This window comes from Streptomyces sp. NPDC057486 (assembly GCF_042802415.1).
GTDB classification, from domain to species: domain Bacteria; phylum Actinomycetota; class Actinomycetes; order Streptomycetales; family Streptomycetaceae; genus Streptomyces; species Streptomyces yanii.
This window is the reverse complement of the sequence record NZ_JBHVEE010000032.1, coordinates 65,942-81,504: the sequence shown is the minus strand read 5'-3', so window position 1 is coordinate 81,504 and position 15,563 is coordinate 65,942. Positions and strand designations below refer to the sequence as shown.

Annotated in this window: 18 protein-coding genes; 13 read left to right on the top strand and 5 right to left on the bottom strand. The window is 71.4% G+C overall.

All coding sequences use genetic code 11. The features are described 5' to 3' along the window. Window positions 1-107 precede the first annotated feature (107 nt). From ybaK to ACFU6I_RS17565, 4 genes are all read right to left on the bottom strand, one after another. Window positions 108-617, bottom strand: a complete 510-nt coding sequence (gene ybaK, locus ACFU6I_RS17580; RefSeq protein WP_376335824.1) for a Cys-tRNA(Pro) deacylase — start codon at window positions 615-617, stop codon at window positions 108-110. Window positions 618-634: 17 nt separating this feature from the next. Next, complete coding sequence (locus ACFU6I_RS17575) at window positions 635-1,384, bottom strand: LON peptidase substrate-binding domain-containing protein (protein ID WP_384367094.1); 750 nt, start codon at window positions 1,382-1,384, stop codon at window positions 635-637. Window positions 1,385-1,389: 5 nt separating this feature from the next. Further along, entirely contained in the window at window positions 1,390-2,427 is a 1,038-nt protein-coding gene (locus ACFU6I_RS17570) for a hypothetical protein (RefSeq protein ID WP_384367092.1), read from the bottom strand. Window positions 2,428-2,659: 232 nt separating this feature from the next. Beyond that, a complete protein-coding gene (locus ACFU6I_RS17565; RefSeq protein WP_384367089.1) occupies window positions 2,660-4,267 on the bottom strand; it encodes an oxidoreductase in 1,608 nt (535 codons plus the stop codon). 169 nt (window positions 4,268-4,436) lie between these two features. On the opposite strand from ACFU6I_RS17565, the gene hisD reads away from it, so the two are divergent. The 10 genes from hisD (at window position 4,437) to ACFU6I_RS17515 (ending at window position 12,210) form a co-directional block, all read left to right on the top strand. Beyond that, complete coding sequence (gene hisD, locus ACFU6I_RS17560; RefSeq protein ID WP_384367086.1) at window positions 4,437-5,786, top strand: histidinol dehydrogenase; 1,350 nt, start codon at window positions 4,437-4,439, stop codon at window positions 5,784-5,786. Further along, window positions 5,783-6,904 (top strand): histidinol-phosphate transaminase, encoded by a 1,122-nt coding sequence (locus ACFU6I_RS17555; protein WP_384367083.1) that lies wholly within the window; start codon window positions 5,783-5,785, stop codon window positions 6,902-6,904. Before hisD ends, ACFU6I_RS17555 begins: the two co-directional genes overlap by 4 nt. Further along, window positions 6,901-7,497: an imidazoleglycerol-phosphate dehydratase HisB gene (gene hisB / locus ACFU6I_RS17550; protein ID WP_030919430.1), complete on the top strand. Its 597-nt coding sequence runs from the start codon at window positions 6,901-6,903 to the stop codon at window positions 7,495-7,497. Before ACFU6I_RS17555 ends, hisB begins: the two co-directional genes overlap by 4 nt. Then, window positions 7,494-7,661 (top strand): hypothetical protein, encoded by a 168-nt coding sequence (locus tag ACFU6I_RS17545; RefSeq protein ID WP_266986719.1) that lies wholly within the window; start codon window positions 7,494-7,496, stop codon window positions 7,659-7,661. Before hisB ends, ACFU6I_RS17545 begins: the two co-directional genes overlap by 4 nt. An 11-nt stretch (window positions 7,662-7,672) precedes the next feature. Further along, window positions 7,673-8,314, top strand: coding sequence for an imidazole glycerol phosphate synthase subunit HisH (gene hisH / locus ACFU6I_RS17540; protein ID WP_266986721.1), 642 nt, complete (start codon window positions 7,673-7,675; stop codon window positions 8,312-8,314). Next, window positions 8,314-9,042 carry a bifunctional 1-(5-phosphoribosyl)-5-((5-phosphoribosylamino)methylideneamino)imidazole-4-carboxamide isomerase/phosphoribosylanthranilate isomerase PriA gene (priA, locus tag ACFU6I_RS17535; RefSeq protein WP_384367080.1) on the top strand — a complete coding sequence of 243 codons (729 nt, stop codon included), beginning with the start codon at window positions 8,314-8,316 and terminating at the stop codon, window positions 9,040-9,042. Before hisH ends, priA begins: the two co-directional genes overlap by 1 nt. Next, window positions 9,039-9,437, top strand: a complete 399-nt coding sequence (locus ACFU6I_RS17530; protein WP_384367077.1) for a RidA family protein — start codon at window positions 9,039-9,041, stop codon at window positions 9,435-9,437. Before priA ends, ACFU6I_RS17530 begins: the two co-directional genes overlap by 4 nt. Continuing rightward, a complete protein-coding gene (gene hisF / locus ACFU6I_RS17525; RefSeq protein WP_384367074.1) occupies window positions 9,434-10,189 on the top strand; it encodes an imidazole glycerol phosphate synthase subunit HisF in 756 nt (251 codons plus the stop codon). The genes ACFU6I_RS17530 and hisF overlap by 4 nt, the downstream gene beginning before the upstream one ends. A gap of 162 nt (window positions 10,190-10,351) precedes the next feature. Continuing rightward, complete coding sequence (locus ACFU6I_RS17520; RefSeq protein WP_384367071.1) at window positions 10,352-10,939, top strand: ArsR/SmtB family transcription factor; 588 nt, start codon at window positions 10,352-10,354, stop codon at window positions 10,937-10,939. 26 nt (window positions 10,940-10,965) lie between these two features. Further along, window positions 10,966-12,210 carry an MFS transporter gene (locus tag ACFU6I_RS17515; protein WP_384367068.1) on the top strand — a complete coding sequence of 415 codons (1,245 nt, stop codon included), beginning with the start codon at window positions 10,966-10,968 and terminating at the stop codon, window positions 12,208-12,210. Between the two features lie 52 nt (window positions 12,211-12,262). On the opposite strand, the gene ACFU6I_RS17510 is transcribed toward ACFU6I_RS17515, so the two are convergent. Next, a complete protein-coding gene (locus ACFU6I_RS17510) occupies window positions 12,263-12,895 on the bottom strand; it encodes a TIGR03085 family metal-binding protein (protein ID WP_384033866.1) in 633 nt (210 codons plus the stop codon). 85 nt (window positions 12,896-12,980) lie between these two features. On the opposite strand from ACFU6I_RS17510, the gene hisI reads away from it, so the two are divergent. The 3 genes from hisI to ACFU6I_RS17495 are packed head-to-tail and all read left to right on the top strand — an operon-like array spanning window position 12,981 to window position 15,528. After that, entirely contained in the window at window positions 12,981-13,361 is a 381-nt protein-coding gene (gene hisI / locus ACFU6I_RS17505; protein WP_266986735.1) for a phosphoribosyl-AMP cyclohydrolase, read from the top strand. Between the two features lie 11 nt (window positions 13,362-13,372). Further along, a complete protein-coding gene (locus ACFU6I_RS17500; RefSeq protein WP_384367065.1) occupies window positions 13,373-14,860 on the top strand; it encodes an anthranilate synthase component I in 1,488 nt (495 codons plus the stop codon). A 14-nt stretch (window positions 14,861-14,874) separates the two neighbouring features. Beyond that, window positions 14,875-15,528, top strand: a complete 654-nt coding sequence (locus ACFU6I_RS17495) for a TIGR02234 family membrane protein (RefSeq protein WP_384367062.1) — start codon at window positions 14,875-14,877, stop codon at window positions 15,526-15,528. The last annotated feature ends 35 nt before the right edge of the window (window positions 15,529-15,563 follow it).

The window sequence follows — 15,563 nt, the reverse complement described above, 5'->3', positions numbered from 1 at the left end:
ACCCCGCCCCTTCCCGCAACCGGGGCGCTGCCCCGGTCCGCGGCCGCCGGACGGGCTGGAAGAGGGGCTGCGAATGCCCCTGGGTGAGTGCCCCGGGGCCGCTTGCGCTACGCCCGGCCGATGGCCGCGAACACCGCCCCCGTCAGCGAAGCCAGATCCTTCGGGGCCAGTTCCACCTCTAGGCCGCGGCGGCCCGCCGATACGCAGATCGTCTCGTGGGACTGCGCCGACTCGTCCAGTACCGTCGGCAGCCGCTTCCGCTGGCCCAGGGGGGAGATGCCGCCCCGGACATAACCCGTCGTGCGTTCCGCCGCCGCCGGGTCGGCCATCGCGGCCCGCTTGCCGCCGACCGCCGCTGCCAGGGCCTTCAGGTCCAGGGAGCCGGCCACCGGGACGACCGCCACGGTCAGGGTGCCGTCCACGTCGGCCACCAGGGTCTTGAAGACCCGGTCGGGGGAGACGCCCAGCGCTTCCGCCGCCTCCTCACCGTACGAGGGGGAGGCCGGGTCGTGCTCGTACGCGTGGGTCGTGAAAGGGGTGCCCGCCGCGGTCAGGGCGACCGTCGCCGGAGTGCCGCCGGAGCCGGACTGCTGGTGCTTCTTCGGCTTCTTCGCCACGGGGCAGGGTCCTCGCATCAGTTGGGGTGGGTCGGCGCCCTGGTCAGGTCGACTGCGGGCAGGGACGGCAGGTGCCGGATGACGGCCGTCTCGGAGCGCAGGAGCGTCAGTTCCTCGCGCAGGCGCGTCGCCGTGTCCGGTGCCTGCAGCAGTCGCTGCTTCGACGGGATGTCGAGGACCGCGGCGGCGGCCACCAGGTACGAGACGACCGACGGTTCGTCCGGCAGTTCCGCGCCCGTCGTCAGGGAACGCTCGCTCGCTCCGGCCAGTCGCTTCTGGTAGCTGCGGAACGCCCGCAGCACGCCCTCGGCAAGCGCGCCCGCCTCGTCGCCGGTGTCCTCTTCGAGCTCTTCGACCTCGGCCGTCAGGTAGGGGCCGCCCGCGTCGACCGAGAGCAGCCTGACCCGGGTGGTGCCGGTCGCCAGGACCTCGAAGCTGCCGTCGGCGCGTTCCCGGATCTTCGCCGCGTCCGCGACACAGCCGACCCGGTGGAACGTCTGGATCGGATCGGGGCCGAAGCCGTCCGCGGGACCGCGCTCGGTGGCGGAGGGTGCCGTGGTGGCGTCCGGCATTCCGGCGGCGGTGGGCGCTATCTCGCGGCCGTCGCGGATCGCGACGACCACGAAGCGGCGCGGTTCGTCCTCATCGGTCTTCAGCAGCTCGCGCATCAGGGCGCGATAGCGCTCCTCGAAGACGTTGAGCGGCAGCACGAGGCCGGGGAACAGCACCGCGTTCAGCGGGAAGAGGGGCAGACGAGCGGTGGTCACAACGGTCAAGCGTAATGGCCGCGCGACCCGCCGTGGTCGGCCCGGTACCGCAAAGGCATGCCGGATGCCACCTGGAGGCGTACCCCGTCCCGCGCGTCCAGGAACTGGCCGAGCGGATCGTCGGAGACCAGCGACCACGGGAACGACGTCGCGTGGGGCCCGATCAGCCGGAACTGTTCCAGCGCCTCGTCCCAGCGGTCCCGGACGACCAGCACGTACGCCAGCAGATTGCGGACCTCGGCCGGCCACGGATCGCCCGGCTCATACGTGGCGGACAGCGCGATCGCCAGATCCGCGGCCCTGTCGATCCGCTCCTCCAGCACCGATGTGGTCCGTGTCTCGGGGGCGGCGACCAGAAGCGCGAACGCGGCCCGCACGGGCAGCGCCTGCACCAGTGAGCTGGGCAGCGAGTCCTCCGCGGCCTGTTCGGCGAAGTCGAAGCATTCGCGGTGCGAGCCGTACCAGGCGGCGGACAGGTACTGCAGCGCCGCGACATGGCAGCCGTAGTGGTGCGAGGAGCGACGGACGGCCTGCTCCCACAGCGCCTCGAAGGCGGCATGCGGGGCATGCGTGCCGCGGGCGTGGTCGAGTGCGAGCCGCCAGGGCACCGGGTCGCGGGGATCGCTCTCGGCCGCCGCGGTGATCAGTGGTGCCACGTCGCGCAGCTGCTCGGCGCGGGCCGGCGACTCCCAGGCCCGCCGGACCGCCAGTTCGGCCTTGACGAGCAGTGCGTCCGGGTCGTGCGGGGCGGCGGCGAGCCAGTCGGCCAGCCAGCTGTCGCGGTGGCGGGCGAAGGTGGCGAGCCGGCCGAGGTAACGGTCGCGATTCTCCCACTCGGCGGCGTCCCGGGTGGTGGCGAGGAGCTTTGCGGCCGGCTCGTAGTCCCCGAGGGCGGCGGCGACGAGCGCGGGGGAGAGCCGCTCGTCGGGGGCATCGAGCAGCACCGCATCGTCCGCGGGCAGTCCGGCGGACAGCTGGGGAGCGTGCCGGATCATGCGCGCGGTACGGAGCAGGGCGCGAAGGAATGACATGGTGCAGGCCATTGAAAAACGCTGGTCGAGGCGGCGCCAGAGGGGCGCTGTGAAGCTTTGGTGCCGAGTGCAAGGGTTGCCTCGAGGAGGGTCAATAAAGGGTAAAGGATGAGGTGGAATTTGGCTTGATTGTTTTGCTCCGGTGGTCGGTATCCGTGCTGGTCGGTCGGGGGAGACCGGTCGTCGTCGTGTCCGCCGGGCCCTTGCCTGCGGCCGGTGGGCCGCCCGCCCCGGCCGTGTCCGGTCAGCCTCGGCGCAGCAGCCGCGACGCGCCCGCCGCCACCGTCGTGGCCAATATCCACCCCAGCAGCACCAGCGCGGCCGCCGCCCACTGCCAGCCGCCCTCCATCCGCCAGTACCCGTCCTGTCCGAGGTTGATCACGGGCACCAGCAGATCCAGCGCGTACAGCGCCGCGTTCCACTCCGGGTGCTCGTCCTGCTTGATCGCCGCCGGTTCGTACTGCGAGAAGGCCACCGTCCCGGCCGCCCACAGCACCGCCATCCACACCGCCGCCCGCCCGGGCCGGTAGCCGTACGCCACCGTCCAGTCCTGCAGGATCCCCCACAGCTTCGCGGCGGGCGGCAGCGTCTCGCGCCGGCGCCGCTGCTTGGCGAGCAGCACCTCGCGGGCGTCCGCGTCCTCCCCGCAGTTGCGCAGCACCGTCGCCAGCCGTTCGTACGGCTCGGGTACGTACTCGGGGGTCGCCGCCGCCAGCCACTCCAGGCGGCGGGAGAGCGGGAAGTGCCCGTACGGGACGAGGTTCTCGTAGACGAAACCGCCCATCGCGAGACCGCCGGGCCCCGGCCAGCTGGTCGACACGTCGATCAGCGTGACGACCTTCGCGCCGTTGAGCACGACCCGGCCCTCCTCCGGGCGCTCCGCGTTGAACCGCAGCTCCGGGGCGACGATCCGGCGCAGCGACAGCTCCTCGCGGGGCGCCAGCACGAACCTGGCCTTGTGCAGGTCGACCGCGTCACCGAACCGCCCGTCGTCCAGCCGCACTCCGCCGCGGCACTCGAAGACCTGCGCCCGGGTGCCGTGTGCCGGGGCCTGGGCCTGGGCCATGACGATGCCGAAGGGGGGAGTGGTGCCCAGGTTCCCCGTGTCGACACTGACCCATGCCTCGGTCATGTACAAGGTCCGCTCCACCGTCAGCTGCGGGGCGTTCAGTGCGCGCCGGCCACGCCCCGCCCGCAGCCGGCTGCCGCGCAGACTCAGCGAACCGCCTACCTTCGCGCCGCGCAGACTCAGCTCGCCACGCGTCTCGACCATCTCCGCCTGCAGGTCCTGCGCGACCGTCAGACCGTCCGCGGCGAGCGCGCGGCCCTGCCGGTCGGCCCCGAGCTCGATCTGGTTGAGCAGCAGATCGGTGCCGATATGGGCGTCGGTGAGCCGGATCCCGCGCTCGATTCGGCAGCGCGGCAGATGCAGATCGCCCTCGGTGCGCAGCCGCGCCGCCTCCAGCCGGGGCACCGCGCAGCCGACCATCCGCAACGTCGTGAAGTGACACTCCGGCAGGACCACCTCCTCCTCGAAGCGGCACCCGGTCAGCTCCACGTACGGAGCGACACGCCCGCCCGCGAGATCGAGCGTCCCGGTGATCCGTATCCCCCGGAGCTTCAGCGCGGCGACCCGTCCGGGCCGGGCGGGCGGCCCGCTCAGCAGCAGCCGGGCGACGACACGGGCGTCCACACTGCGCTCGGCGCCCCAGACCGTCGGCGCGAACGGGTCGTCCCGCATCGGGTCGCGGGCGCGCAGATCGTAGGTGCTGCCGTTCCGGAACGCCCGCCACATACCCAGTTCCGCCGTGCTGAGGCTGTCCGGGATCTCGCTGTCCTGCGGTTCGGTCACCGGGGCCCCTTCCGCTTGCAGCTGTTATTCCCTCTGTGTTCCCTCTGGGTGACGGAGTGAACGCCGACGGTCAGTAGTGGCCGGGAGTAGTCGGCCGTGACGGCCGGGTCATGTATCAGCCAGTGATACGGGCGAACTGCCGCCGGAGGCGGTCTGAGAGAATTGGGGTGTGATCTCTCGAATCGATCTGCGCGGCGATGCCCTCCCCGAGGGCGGCGACCTGCGCGACCTGCTGCCCCGAGCCGAGTTCGACGTGGAAGCCGCACTGGAGACGGTGCGCCCCATCTGCGAGGACGTACGCCATCGTGGCTCAGCGGCAGTGATCGAGTGGGGGGAGAAATTCGACGGCGTACGGCTCGACTCGATCCGGGTCCCGGCCGCGGCGCTCTCCGAGGCGCTGGACCGGCTCGACCCCGCCGTACGGGCCGCCCTGGAGGAGTCGATCCGCCGCGCCCGTCTCGTCCACCACGAGCAGCGCCGCACCACGCACACCACGCAGGTCGTCCCCGGCGGCACCGTGACCGAGAAGTGGGTGCCCGTCGAGCGCGTCGGCCTGTATGTGCCGGGCGGGCGCTCCGTCTACCCGTCGTCCGTGGTCATGAACGTCGTCCCGGCGCAGGAGGCGGGTGTCGAGGGCATCGCCGTCGCCTCCCCGCCGCAGAAGGAGTTCGGCGGTCTGCCGCACCCCACCATCCTCGCCGCCTGCGCCCTGCTCGGCGTCGACGAGGTGTACGCCGCCGGCGGCGCCCAGGCCATCGCGATGTTTGCGTACGGAACGGCCGAATGTCTCCCGGTGAACCTCGTCACCGGTCCCGGCAACATCTATGTCGCCGCCGCCAAGCGCCTCCTCAAGGGCCGCATCGGCATCGACGCCGAGGCCGGACCCACCGAGATCGCGATCCTCGCCGACTCCACCGCCGACCCGGTGCACGTCGCCGCCGATCTGATCAGCCAGGCCGAGCACGACCCGATGGCCGCCGCCGTCCTCGTCACCGACTCCGAGGAACTGGCCGCCGCCACCGAGGCCGAGCTGAAGCCGCAGATCGCCGCGACCAAGCACATCACCGACCGGATCGAGCCCGCGCTGGCCGGCCGTCAGTCCGCGATCGTCCTGGTCAATGATCTGGAGGACGGCCTCAAGGTCGTCGACGCGTACGCCGCCGAGCACCTGGAGATCCAGACCGCCGACGCCGCAGCCGTCGCCGACCGGGTCCGCAACGCCGGAGCGATCTTCGTCGGCCCGTGGTCCCCGGTCTCGCTCGGCGACTACTGCGCCGGCTCCAACCACGTCCTGCCCACCGGTGGCTGCGCCTGCCACTCCTCGGGCCTGTCCGTGCAGTCCTTCCTGCGCGGTATCCACATCGTCGACTACACGCGCGACGCGCTCGCCGAGGTCACCCACCATGTCGTGGCCCTCGCCGAGGCGGAGGACCTCCCCGCCCACGGCGCCGCTCTCAGGGCCCGATTCGCCGAAGGCGAACTGGACGAGCACAGTGGCTGGAAGGTTCCGCAGCAGTGACGAACAGCAGCACCACCCGTATCGACGACCTGCCGATCCGGGACGAGCTCCGTGGTCAGTCCCCGTACGGTGCGCCCCAACTCGACGTGGCCGTACGGCTGAACACCAACGAGAACCCGTACCCGCTCCCCGAGGCGCTCGTCGACCGTATCGCCGAGCGTGTCCGCGAGGCCGCCCGCGACCTCAACCGTTACCCCGACCGGGACGCCGTCGAGCTCCGTACCGAACTGGCCCGCTATCTCACCCGCACCGCCGGGCACGAGGTCGGTCTCGCCAACGTCTGGGCGGCCAACGGCTCCAACGAGGTGCTGCAGCAGTTGCTGCAGACCTTCGGCGGCCCCGGACGCACCGCGATCGGCTTCGAGCCCTCGTACTCGATGCACGCTCTCATCGCGCGCGGCACCGGCACGGGCTGGATCTCCGGACCGCGCAAGGACGACTTCACGATCGATGTCGACGCGGCCTGCGAGGCCATCGCCGAGCAGTGCCCGGACGTCGTCTTCATCACCTCGCCCAACAACCCCACGGGCACCGCGGTCGACGCGGCCACCGTCCTCGCGCTGTACGACGCCGCCCAGGCCGCCAGGCCCTCGATGGTCGTCGTCGACGAGGCGTACGGCGAATTCAGCCACCACCCCTCGCTCCTCCCGCTGATCGAGGGCCGGCCGAACATGGTGCTCTCGCGCACCATGTCGAAGGCGTTCGGCGCCGCCGGACTGCGCCTCGGCTATCTCGCCGCCGACCCGGCCGTCGTGGACGCCGTCCAGTTGGTGCGGCTGCCCTACCACCTGTCCTCCGTCACCCAGGCCACGGCACTCGCCGCCCTGGAGCACACCGAGACGCTCCTCGGATACGTCGCGCAGCTCAAGAGCGAGCGCGACCGGATCGTCACCGAACTGCGTGCCCTCGGCTTCGACGTGACGGACTCGGACGCCAACTTCGTCCAGTTCGGCCGCTTCGCCGACAGCCACACCGCCTGGCAGCAGATCCTCGACCGGGGCGTCCTGGTCCGGGACAACGGCGTACCGGGATGGCTGCGGGTCTCCGCAGGAACCCCGGCAGAGAACGACGCGTTCCTCGATGCGGTACGCGAACTCAAGAAGGAGCACGACGGATGAGCCCCCGCGTAGGCCGCGTGGAACGCACCACCAAGGAGACGTCGGTGCTCGTCGAGGTCAACCTCGACGGCACCGGGAAGGTCGACGTGTCGACCGGGGTCGGCTTCTACGACCACATGCTCGACCAGCTCGGCCGCCACGGCCTCTTCGACCTCACGGTCAAGACCGAGGGCGACCTGCACATCGACACGCACCACACGATCGAGGACACCGCCCTGGCCCTCGGCGCCGCCTTCAAGCAGGCGCTCGGCGACAAGGTCGGCATCTACCGCTTCGGCAACTGCACCGTCCCGCTGGACGAGTCGCTCGCCCAGGTCACCGTCGACCTCTCCGGCCGCCCCTACCTGGTGCACACCGAGCCGGAGAACATCGCGCCGATGATCGGCTCGTACGACACCACGATGACCCGGCACATCCTGGAGTCCTTCGTCGCCCAGGCACAGATCGCCCTGCACGTCCACGTCCCGTACGGCCGCAACGCCCACCACATCGTGGAGTGCCAGTTCAAGGCGCTCGCCCGCGCCCTGCGGTACGCCTGTGAGCACGACCCGCGCGCCGCCGGAATTCTTCCTTCCACGAAGGGAGCCCTGTGACCGGCCTCAACACCGTTCTGATCGTCCTCGGCCTCTTCCTGGCCGGCGGCGTCTACTCCTTCTCGAAGCAGAAGATGCCCAAGGGCGTCATCGTGCTGCTCGGGATCGCATCCGTGATGTGCCTGGTCGCAGGTGTCATGCGGATCCAGGGACTCTGGGACTGAGGGAGCGACCTGTGAGTGAGAAGAAGAAGGTCGTCGTCTTCGACTACGGCTTCGGCAACGTCCGTTCCGCCGAGCGCGCCCTCGCCCACGTCGGCGCGGACGTCGAGATCACACGCGACTTCGACCGGGCGATGAACGCCGACGGGCTGCTGGTGCCCGGCGTCGGCGCGTTCTCCGCCTGCATGGAGGGGCTGAAGAAGGCCCGCGGCGACTGGGTCATCGGCCGCAGGCTCTCCGGAGGCCGACCGGTGATGGGCATCTGCGTCGGCATGCAGATCCTCTTCGAGCGCGGGATCGAGCACGGCGTGGAGACGGAGGGCCTCGACGAGTGGCCCGGCACCGTCGCCCCGCTGAAGGCCCCGGTCGTCCCGCACATGGGCTGGAACACCGTGCGGTCCCCCGAGGACTCCGAGCTCTTCGCCGGTCTCGACCCCGAGGCCCGGTTCTACTTCGTGCACTCGTACGCGGTGCACGACTGGAGCCTCGAAGTCACGAACGCCAGGATCAGGGCCCCCCGGGTCACCTGGGCCACCCACGGTGAGCCGTTCGTCGCCGCCGTGGAGAACGGCGCCCTGTGGGCCACCCAGTTCCACCCCGAGAAGTCCGGCGATGCCGGCGCCCAGCTGCTGACCAACTGGATCGGAACACTCTGATGTCCACCAAGCTTGAGCTCCTCCCCGCCGTCGACGTCCGCGACGGCCAGGCCGTCCGCCTCGTGCACGGCGAGTCCGGCTCCGAGACCTCGTACGGCGACCCCCTGCAGGCCGCTCTCGCCTGGCAGAAGGCGGGCGCCGAGTGGCTGCATCTCGTCGACCTGGACGCCGCGTTCGGCACCGGTGACAACCGGGCGCAGATCGCCGAGGTCGCCCGCTCCATGGACATCAAGGTCGAGCTGTCCGGCGGCATCCGTGACGACGCCTCGCTCGCCGCCGCCCTCGCCACCGGCTGCACCCGGGTCAACCTCGGTACCGCCGCCCTGGAGACCCCCGAGTGGGTCGCCAAGGTCATCGCCGAGCACGGCGACAAGATCGCCGTCGGCCTCGACGTCCGCGGTACGACGCTCCGCGGCCGCGGCTGGACCCGCGACGGCGGCGACCTCTACGAGACCCTCGCCCGCCTCGACTCCGAGGGCTGTGCCCGCTACGTCGTCACCGACATCGCCAAGGACGGCACGCTCCAGGGCCCCAACCTGGAGCTCCTGAAGAACGTCTGCGCGGCCACCGACAAGCCGGTCGTCGCCTCCGGCGGCGTCTCCTCGCTGGACGACCTGCGGGCGATCGCCTCGCTCGTGCCGGACGGTGTCGAGGGCGCGATCGTCGGCAAGGCGCTGTACGCGAAGGCGTTCACCCTCGAAGAGGCGCTGCAGGTGGTCTCCGGATGACCGATTCCGTCAACCGCATCTCCTCCGGCGCACCCTGGGAGGACAAGTTCGGCTACTCCCGCGCGGTGCAGCTGCCGAACGGGCTGGTCCTGGTCGCCGGCTGCACGTCGGTCGTCAACGGACAGATCTCCGCGGGCGGCCCGTACGAGCAGGCCGTCGTTGCCTTCAACGTCGCCTTCGACGCACTGAAGCAAGTGGGGCTGGGTCGCGAGGACGTCGTCCGTACCCGGATGTACATCACGCACGCCCGGGACGTGGACGAGGTCGGCCGCGCCCACAAGGAGCTGTTCGACGACGTCCGCCCCGCCGCTTCCATGATCATCGTCTCCGGTTTCGTCGACCCCAGCCTGGTCGTCGAGGTCGAGATCGAGGCCTACCGGGAAGGTGCGCAATGAGTCTCGCGGTACGAGTCATCCCGTGCCTGGACGTCGACAACGGCCGGGTCGTCAAGGGTGTCAACTTCCAGAACCTGCGCGACGCGGGTGACCCCGTCGAGATGGCCAAGCTGTACGACGCCGAGGGCGCCGACGAGCTGACCTTCCTCGACATCACCGCGTCCAGCGGCGACCGGGAGACGACCTACGACGTGGTGCGCCGCACCGCGGAGCAGGTTTTCATCCCGCTCACCGTCGGCGGCGGTGTCCGTACCGCCGAGGACGTCGACAAACTGCTGAGGGCCGGCGCCGACAAGGTCGGCGTCAACACCGCGGCGATCGCCCGCCCGGACCTCATCCGGGAGATCGCCGAGCGGTTCGGCCGACAGGTCCTCGTCCTGTCCGTGGACGCCCGGCGTACCCCCGCGGGCACCTTCGAGGTCACCACGCACGGCGGCCGCAAGGGCACCGGCATCGACGCCGTCGAGTGGGCGCACCGGGCCGCCGAGCTGGGCGCGGGCGAGATCCTGCTCAACTCGATGGACGCCGACGGCACGAAGGACGGCTACGACACCGAGATGATCGCGGCGGTCCGCACTCATGTCACCGTCCCCGTCATCGCCTCCGGCGGCGCGGGCCGTCTCGCGCACTTCGCACCGGCCATCGTGGCAGGCGCCGACGCGGTGCTCGCCGCGTCCGTCTTCCACTTCGGCGATCTGCGGATCTCCGAGGTCAAGGGTGCTCTCAGGGAGGCCGGACACCCGGTCCGCTGACCGCAGTACTCCGTCGATCGCCGGACGAGCCGTTGTGGCCCGTCCGGCGATCGACGTTTTGCGGGCCGTCCCCTCACGGCATCAGGGCGGTATCCGAGATTCCGCAAGTTTTATTGCACAAAAAAGATTGTGCAAGTTTTCTTTCCTGTCTACGGTGAGGGCATGGCAAGCAACGAATCTCGCCGGATCTCCGACCTGGAGACCCTGAAGGCGTTCGGGCACCCCCTGCGGATGAAGCTCTACCGGGCGCTCTACATCTCCCGTACGGCCACCGCCTCCCAGCTCGCCGAGCAGGTTGACGAGGCGGTCTCGCTGGTCAGTTACCACCTGCGCAAGCTCGCCGACCACGGCCTGATCGAGGAGGCCGAGCAGCAGGGCAAGGACGGCCGCGAGCGCTGGTGGCAGCCGGCCTCGAAGGGGCTGAACGTCCATGCCGAGGATTTCAGTGACGCGCCCGAGAAGGTCGCCACGCACACCGCCATCGGTCGGCTCTCGTTCGACCAGCACGTCGAGCTGTACCGCAACTACATCGACTCGGCCCAGAGTTGGTCACTGGAGTGGCGCAGCGCCGCCTCCGGCTCCGAGTACCTGGCCCGGCTCACCGCCGACGAACTCGCCGCGCTCAGCCGTGAGGTGCACGAACTGATCGACCGGTACGAAGAACTCGGCCGCGCCCGCGACGAGGCCGGAGACACGGAAGGCCGCGAGAACGTCGCCATGCACCTGTACGCATTCCCGTTCCGCACCTGAGTCGCCGCCCCGGGAGGACGACCCTCATGACCGTCACCGTCACGGCCACGAAAGCACCCGAACGCCCAGCCCACCGCGACGGCAACGTCCTGCGCTGGCTCGGCGCCTACGCCGCGTCGATGATCGGCGACAGCGTCTACTACATGGCGCTCGCCTGGTCCGCCGCCCGCACCGGCAGCGCCACCCAGGCCGGGCTCGTCCTCGCCGTCGGCTCCATACCCCGGGCCCTGCTGATGCTCGGCGGGGGAGTGCTCGCCGACCGGCTCGGCCCGCGCCGCGTCGTCATCGGCAGCGACGCCGCCCGCTGTCTGGTCGTGCTGGGCCTGGCGGGCGCGCTGCTGTTCACCTCGCCCGCCGTGTGGATGCTGGTCGCCGTCGCGCTCGTCTTCGGTGTGGTCGACGCGCTCTTCCTGCCCGCCGTCGGCGCCCTGCCGCCCCGGATCACCGCCGCCGGACAACTGGCCCGCGTCCAGGGACTGCGCGGACTCGCCTCCCGTGCCGCCAACGTCGTCGGAGCCCCGCTCGGTGGCGCCGCAGTGGCTTTCGGCGGCCCGACCCTCGCGTTCGCCGCGGCCGGGGTGCTCTTCGCCGTGTCGCTGCCGTTGCTCCTTGCCCTGCGGATCAGCCCGCTGCCCGCAGCGGAAGCCGGTGAACCGTCCGGCACCGCCTGGCACGACCTGACCGACGGGCTGCGCCACATCCGCCGCCACCCGGTGCTCGGACCGCTCATGCTCGTCGTGGCCCTCAGCGAGCTGGGCTTCACCGGGCCGTTCAACCTCGGCCTGGTCCTGCTTGCCGGGCAGCGCGGCTGGGGGGCGTCCGGCATGGGCTGGATCGTCGCCGCGTTCGGGATCGGAGCCGGTGCGTCGGCGCTGCTCCTCGCGGTGCGCGGCCGGGTGCCACGGGCCGGTCTCGTCATGTGCCTGACGGCACTGGTCGGCGCACTCGCCACAGCCGTCCTGGCCTTTGCCCCCTCGGTGGGCCTCGCCGCCGCGGTCGCCTTCTGCGTCGGGCTCTTCGCCGGACTCGGCGGCGCCCTGTGCGGCGCCCTGATCCAGACCGTCACCGACCCTGCCTACCTGGGCCGGGTCACCTCGGTCTCGACGCTCTTCACCCACGCGATCGCCCCGCTCAGCTACCCGGTCACAGGAGCCGCCGTCGCCGCCTGGGGGACGGGCCCGGTCTTCGTCACCAGTGCAGTGGTGTGCGTGGCCGGGGCGACGGCCGGTCTGGCCTTCACCCGACTGCGCCGCGCCGAACTGCCGCACTGACATCGGGCGGCGGGTCGCGCGTACGGCACGCCGCCGACCACGCCCCGTCGTCCTACATGCCGAGCTCCGCCGTCCGCAGCCGGGCCACCGCCTCCTTGTCGCCCTCGACCTCCACCCGGGCCGCGTCCTGCCGCCCGGACGCGTACAGCAGAAGTTCGCCCGGCTCGCCGGTGACGGTCACCACCGGAGTGCCCTTGTGCGCCACCGCGGTCTGCCCGTCCGGGCGGCGCAGCACAAGACCCACCGGCGCCTTGCGCCCCATCAGCCGCGCCGCCTTCTCCATGCGCGACCAGAGCGCATCGGCGAAGACCGGGTCCAGCTCCCGCTGCGACCAGTCGGGCTGCGCCCGGCGCACATCCTCGGCGTGGATGTAGAACTCCACCGTGTTGGCCGCCTCGTCCACCTGCTTCAGCCCGAACGGCGACATCCGGGGCGGCCCCGTGCGGATCAGCTGGATGAGTTCCTCGTACGGCTTCTCGGCGAACTCGGCCTGCACCCGTTCGAGCCGGTTCTTCAGCGGGCCCAGCAGCACCCCGGCCGCCGCGTCCGGTCGGCGCTCGCGCACCACGACATGGGCCGCCAGGTCCCGGGCCGTCCAGCCCTGGCACAGGGTGGCGGCTTCGGGGCCCGCCGCCTCCAACAGGTCGGCAAGCAGAAGTCGTTCGCGCTTCGCATGGGTCGACATGCTCGCCAGCGTACGACCGGGCCCCGCGGTCCGCCCAGTGGACGTCTCACGGAACCGCCCTCGCGACCACGGCAGAATGGGACCCATGACCAGCATGCCCGCGCCCAGCACCCCGCCCGCCAGCAGCCTGGACCCCGCCATCGCCGCCCGCCTCAAGCGCGGTGCCGACGGACTGGTCCCGGCCATCGCCCAGCAGTACGACACCGGCGAGGTGCTCATGCTCGGCTGGATGGACGACGAGGCCCTGCACCGCACCCTGACCACCGGCCGCTGCACCTACTGGTCGCGCAGCCGCCAGGAGTACTGGGTCAAGGGCGACACCTCGGGCCACATCCAGGTGGTCAAGTCCGTCGCCCTCGACTGCGACGCCGACACCGTTCTCGTCAAGGTCGACCAGACGGGTGCCGCCTGTCACACCGGTGACCGGACGTGCTTCGACGCAGACGTACTCCCGCTGGGACAGTAGGGTCAGCCGCCATGGATCTTGAGACCTTCCGCAAGCTGGCCGCCGACCGGCGTGTCATCCCCGTCAGCCGCCGACTCCTCGCGGACGGCGACACCCCGGTCGCGCTCTACCGCAAGCTCGCGGGCGAGCGCACCGGCACGTTCCTCCTCGAATCCGCGGAGAACGGCCGTACCTGGTCCCGTTACTCCTTCATCGGCGTCCGCAGCGCCGCCACCCTCACCGTCCGCGACGGGCAGGCGCACTGGCTCGGCACCCCGCCCGTCGGCGTCCCCGTCGACGGGGATCCGCTGGACGCCCTGCGCGCCACCGTCGAGGCCCTGCACACGCCCCGCGACCTGCACTCCGGCATGCCGCCGTTCACCGGCGGCATGGTCGGCTATCTCGGTTACGACATCGTGCGCAGACTGGAGCGGATCGGCGAGCACGGAGGCGACGACCTGCAGCTCCCCGAGCTGACGATGCTCCTCACCTCGGACCTGGCCGTCCTCGACCACTGGGACGGCAGCGTCCTGCTGATCGCCAACGCGATCAACCACAACGACCTGGAGACCGGGGTCGACGAGGCGTACGCCGACGCCGTCGCCCGGCTCGACGCCATGGAGGCGGACCTCTCCCGTCCGGTCGAGAGCGCCCCCGTGGCCCTTCCGCCGTCCGAGCTCCCGCCGTACACCGCGCTCTGGGGCGGCCAGGCCTTCCAGGACGCGGTCGTCGACGTGAAGGAGCGCATCAGGGCCGGCGAGGCGTTCCAGGTCGTCCCGTCCCAGCGCTTCGAGACCCCGTGCACGGCAAGCGCGTTGGACGTCTACCGGGTGCTGCGTGCGACCAACCCGTCGCCGTACATGTACCTCTTCCGGTTCGAGGGCTTCGATGTCGCGGGTTCCAGCCCCGAAGCCCTCGTCAAGGTCGAGGAAGGGCGCGCGATGGTCCACCCGATCGCCGGGACACGGCCCCGCGGCGCCACCCCGCAGGAGGACCAGGCTCTCGCCGACGAGCTCCTCGCCGACCCGAAGGAACGCGCCGAGCACCTGATGCTCGTCGACCTCGGCCGCAACGACCTGGGACGGGTCTGTGTGCCCGGCAGCGTCGAGGTCGTCGACTTCATGTCGATCGAGCGGTACTCGCACGTGATGCACATCGTCTCCACGGTCACCGGCCGCGTCGCCGAAGGCCGTACCGCCTTCGACGTCCTGACCGCGTGCTTCCCGGCCGGGACTCTCTCCGGCGCCCCCAAGCCGCGGGCCATGCAGATCATCGAGGAGCTCGAACCCACCCGCCGCGGACTGTACGGAGGCTGCGTCGGCTACCTCGACTTCGCCGGGGACTCCGACACCGCGATCGCGATCCGTACGGCTCTGCTGCGCGACGGCACCGCGTACGTCCAGGCCGGAGCGGGAATCGTCGCCGACTCGGACCCGGTCGCCGAGGACACCGAATGCCGCAACAAGGCCGCCGCGGTCCTGCGCGCCGTCCATACCGCCAACCGCCTCCACGAAAGCTGAACGGGTAAGGGATAGTGGGGTACGTGAGTGCTGTCCCCGTACCCCAGCCCCGTGCCCGAGCCGCCACCGCGCCCGACGCCACGGGAAGCCGCCGCAGCCTGGCCGCCGGCCTGCTTCTCGGGGCGGTCGGTGCCACCGTCGTCCTCCTCGCCTCCGGCCAGACATGGGCCGAGGGCAAGGCCGCCGTCGGCGGCGGCTCCCTGCCTCTGACCGCCGACGGCCGGGACGTCACCGGACTCCCCGCGGCCCTCGCCATCGTCGGCCTGGCCGCCCTCGTCGCCGTCTTCGCCGTCCGCAGCACCGGCCGGCTGCTCGTCGCCGGGCTGCTCGCCCTCAGCGGCCTCGGTGCCGGACTGAGCGCCTACCTCGGCGCCTCCGACAGCGCGGCCCTCGACGAGAAGGCGGCGCAGACCACCGGCGACACCTCCGCCACCATCGACGCCCTCAGCCACACCGCCTGGCCGTACGTCACCGCCGCAGGCGGACTGCTGATCCTCATCGCCGGGCTGCTCGCCCTGCGGTACGGGAAGCTCTGGCCGACCATGTCGGGCCGGTACGAGCGCGACGGCACCCCACGCCCCCGCAAGGCCCCCCGCACCGCCCCGGACCCGGACCGGCCCGAGGACCTGTGGAAGGCCCTGGACCGCGGCGAGGACCCGACGCACTGAAGGACTTCCCGGCGCGAGCGGGGCGTGACCGGTAG

Bases quoted from the DNA above. Each gene is read 5' to 3' on its own strand.
- ACFU6I_RS17530 (WP_384367077.1), top strand. From the start codon at position 9,039: ATGACCGATTCCGTCAACCGCATCTCCTCCGGCGCACCCTGGGAGGAC.
- ACFU6I_RS17510 (WP_384033866.1), bottom strand. From the start codon at position 12,895: ATGTCGACCCATGCGAAGCGCGAACGACTTCTGCTTGCCGACCTGTTG.
- priA (WP_384367080.1), top strand. From the start codon at position 8,314: ATGTCCACCAAGCTTGAGCTCCTCCCCGCCGTCGACGTCCGCGACGGC.
- hisF (WP_384367074.1), top strand. From the start codon at position 9,434: ATGAGTCTCGCGGTACGAGTCATCCCGTGCCTGGACGTCGACAACGGC.
- ACFU6I_RS17570 (WP_384367092.1), bottom strand. From the start codon at position 2,427: ATGGCCTGCACCATGTCATTCCTTCGCGCCCTGCTCCGTACCGCGCGC.
- hisI (WP_266986735.1), top strand. From the start codon at position 12,981: ATGACCAGCATGCCCGCGCCCAGCACCCCGCCCGCCAGCAGCCTGGAC.
- hisB (WP_030919430.1), top strand. From the start codon at position 6,901: ATGAGCCCCCGCGTAGGCCGCGTGGAACGCACCACCAAGGAGACGTCG.
- ACFU6I_RS17500 (WP_384367065.1), top strand. From the start codon at position 13,373: ATGGATCTTGAGACCTTCCGCAAGCTGGCCGCCGACCGGCGTGTCATC.
- ACFU6I_RS17515 (WP_384367068.1), top strand. From the start codon at position 10,966: ATGACCGTCACCGTCACGGCCACGAAAGCACCCGAACGCCCAGCCCAC.
- ACFU6I_RS17520 (WP_384367071.1), top strand. From the start codon at position 10,352: ATGGCAAGCAACGAATCTCGCCGGATCTCCGACCTGGAGACCCTGAAG.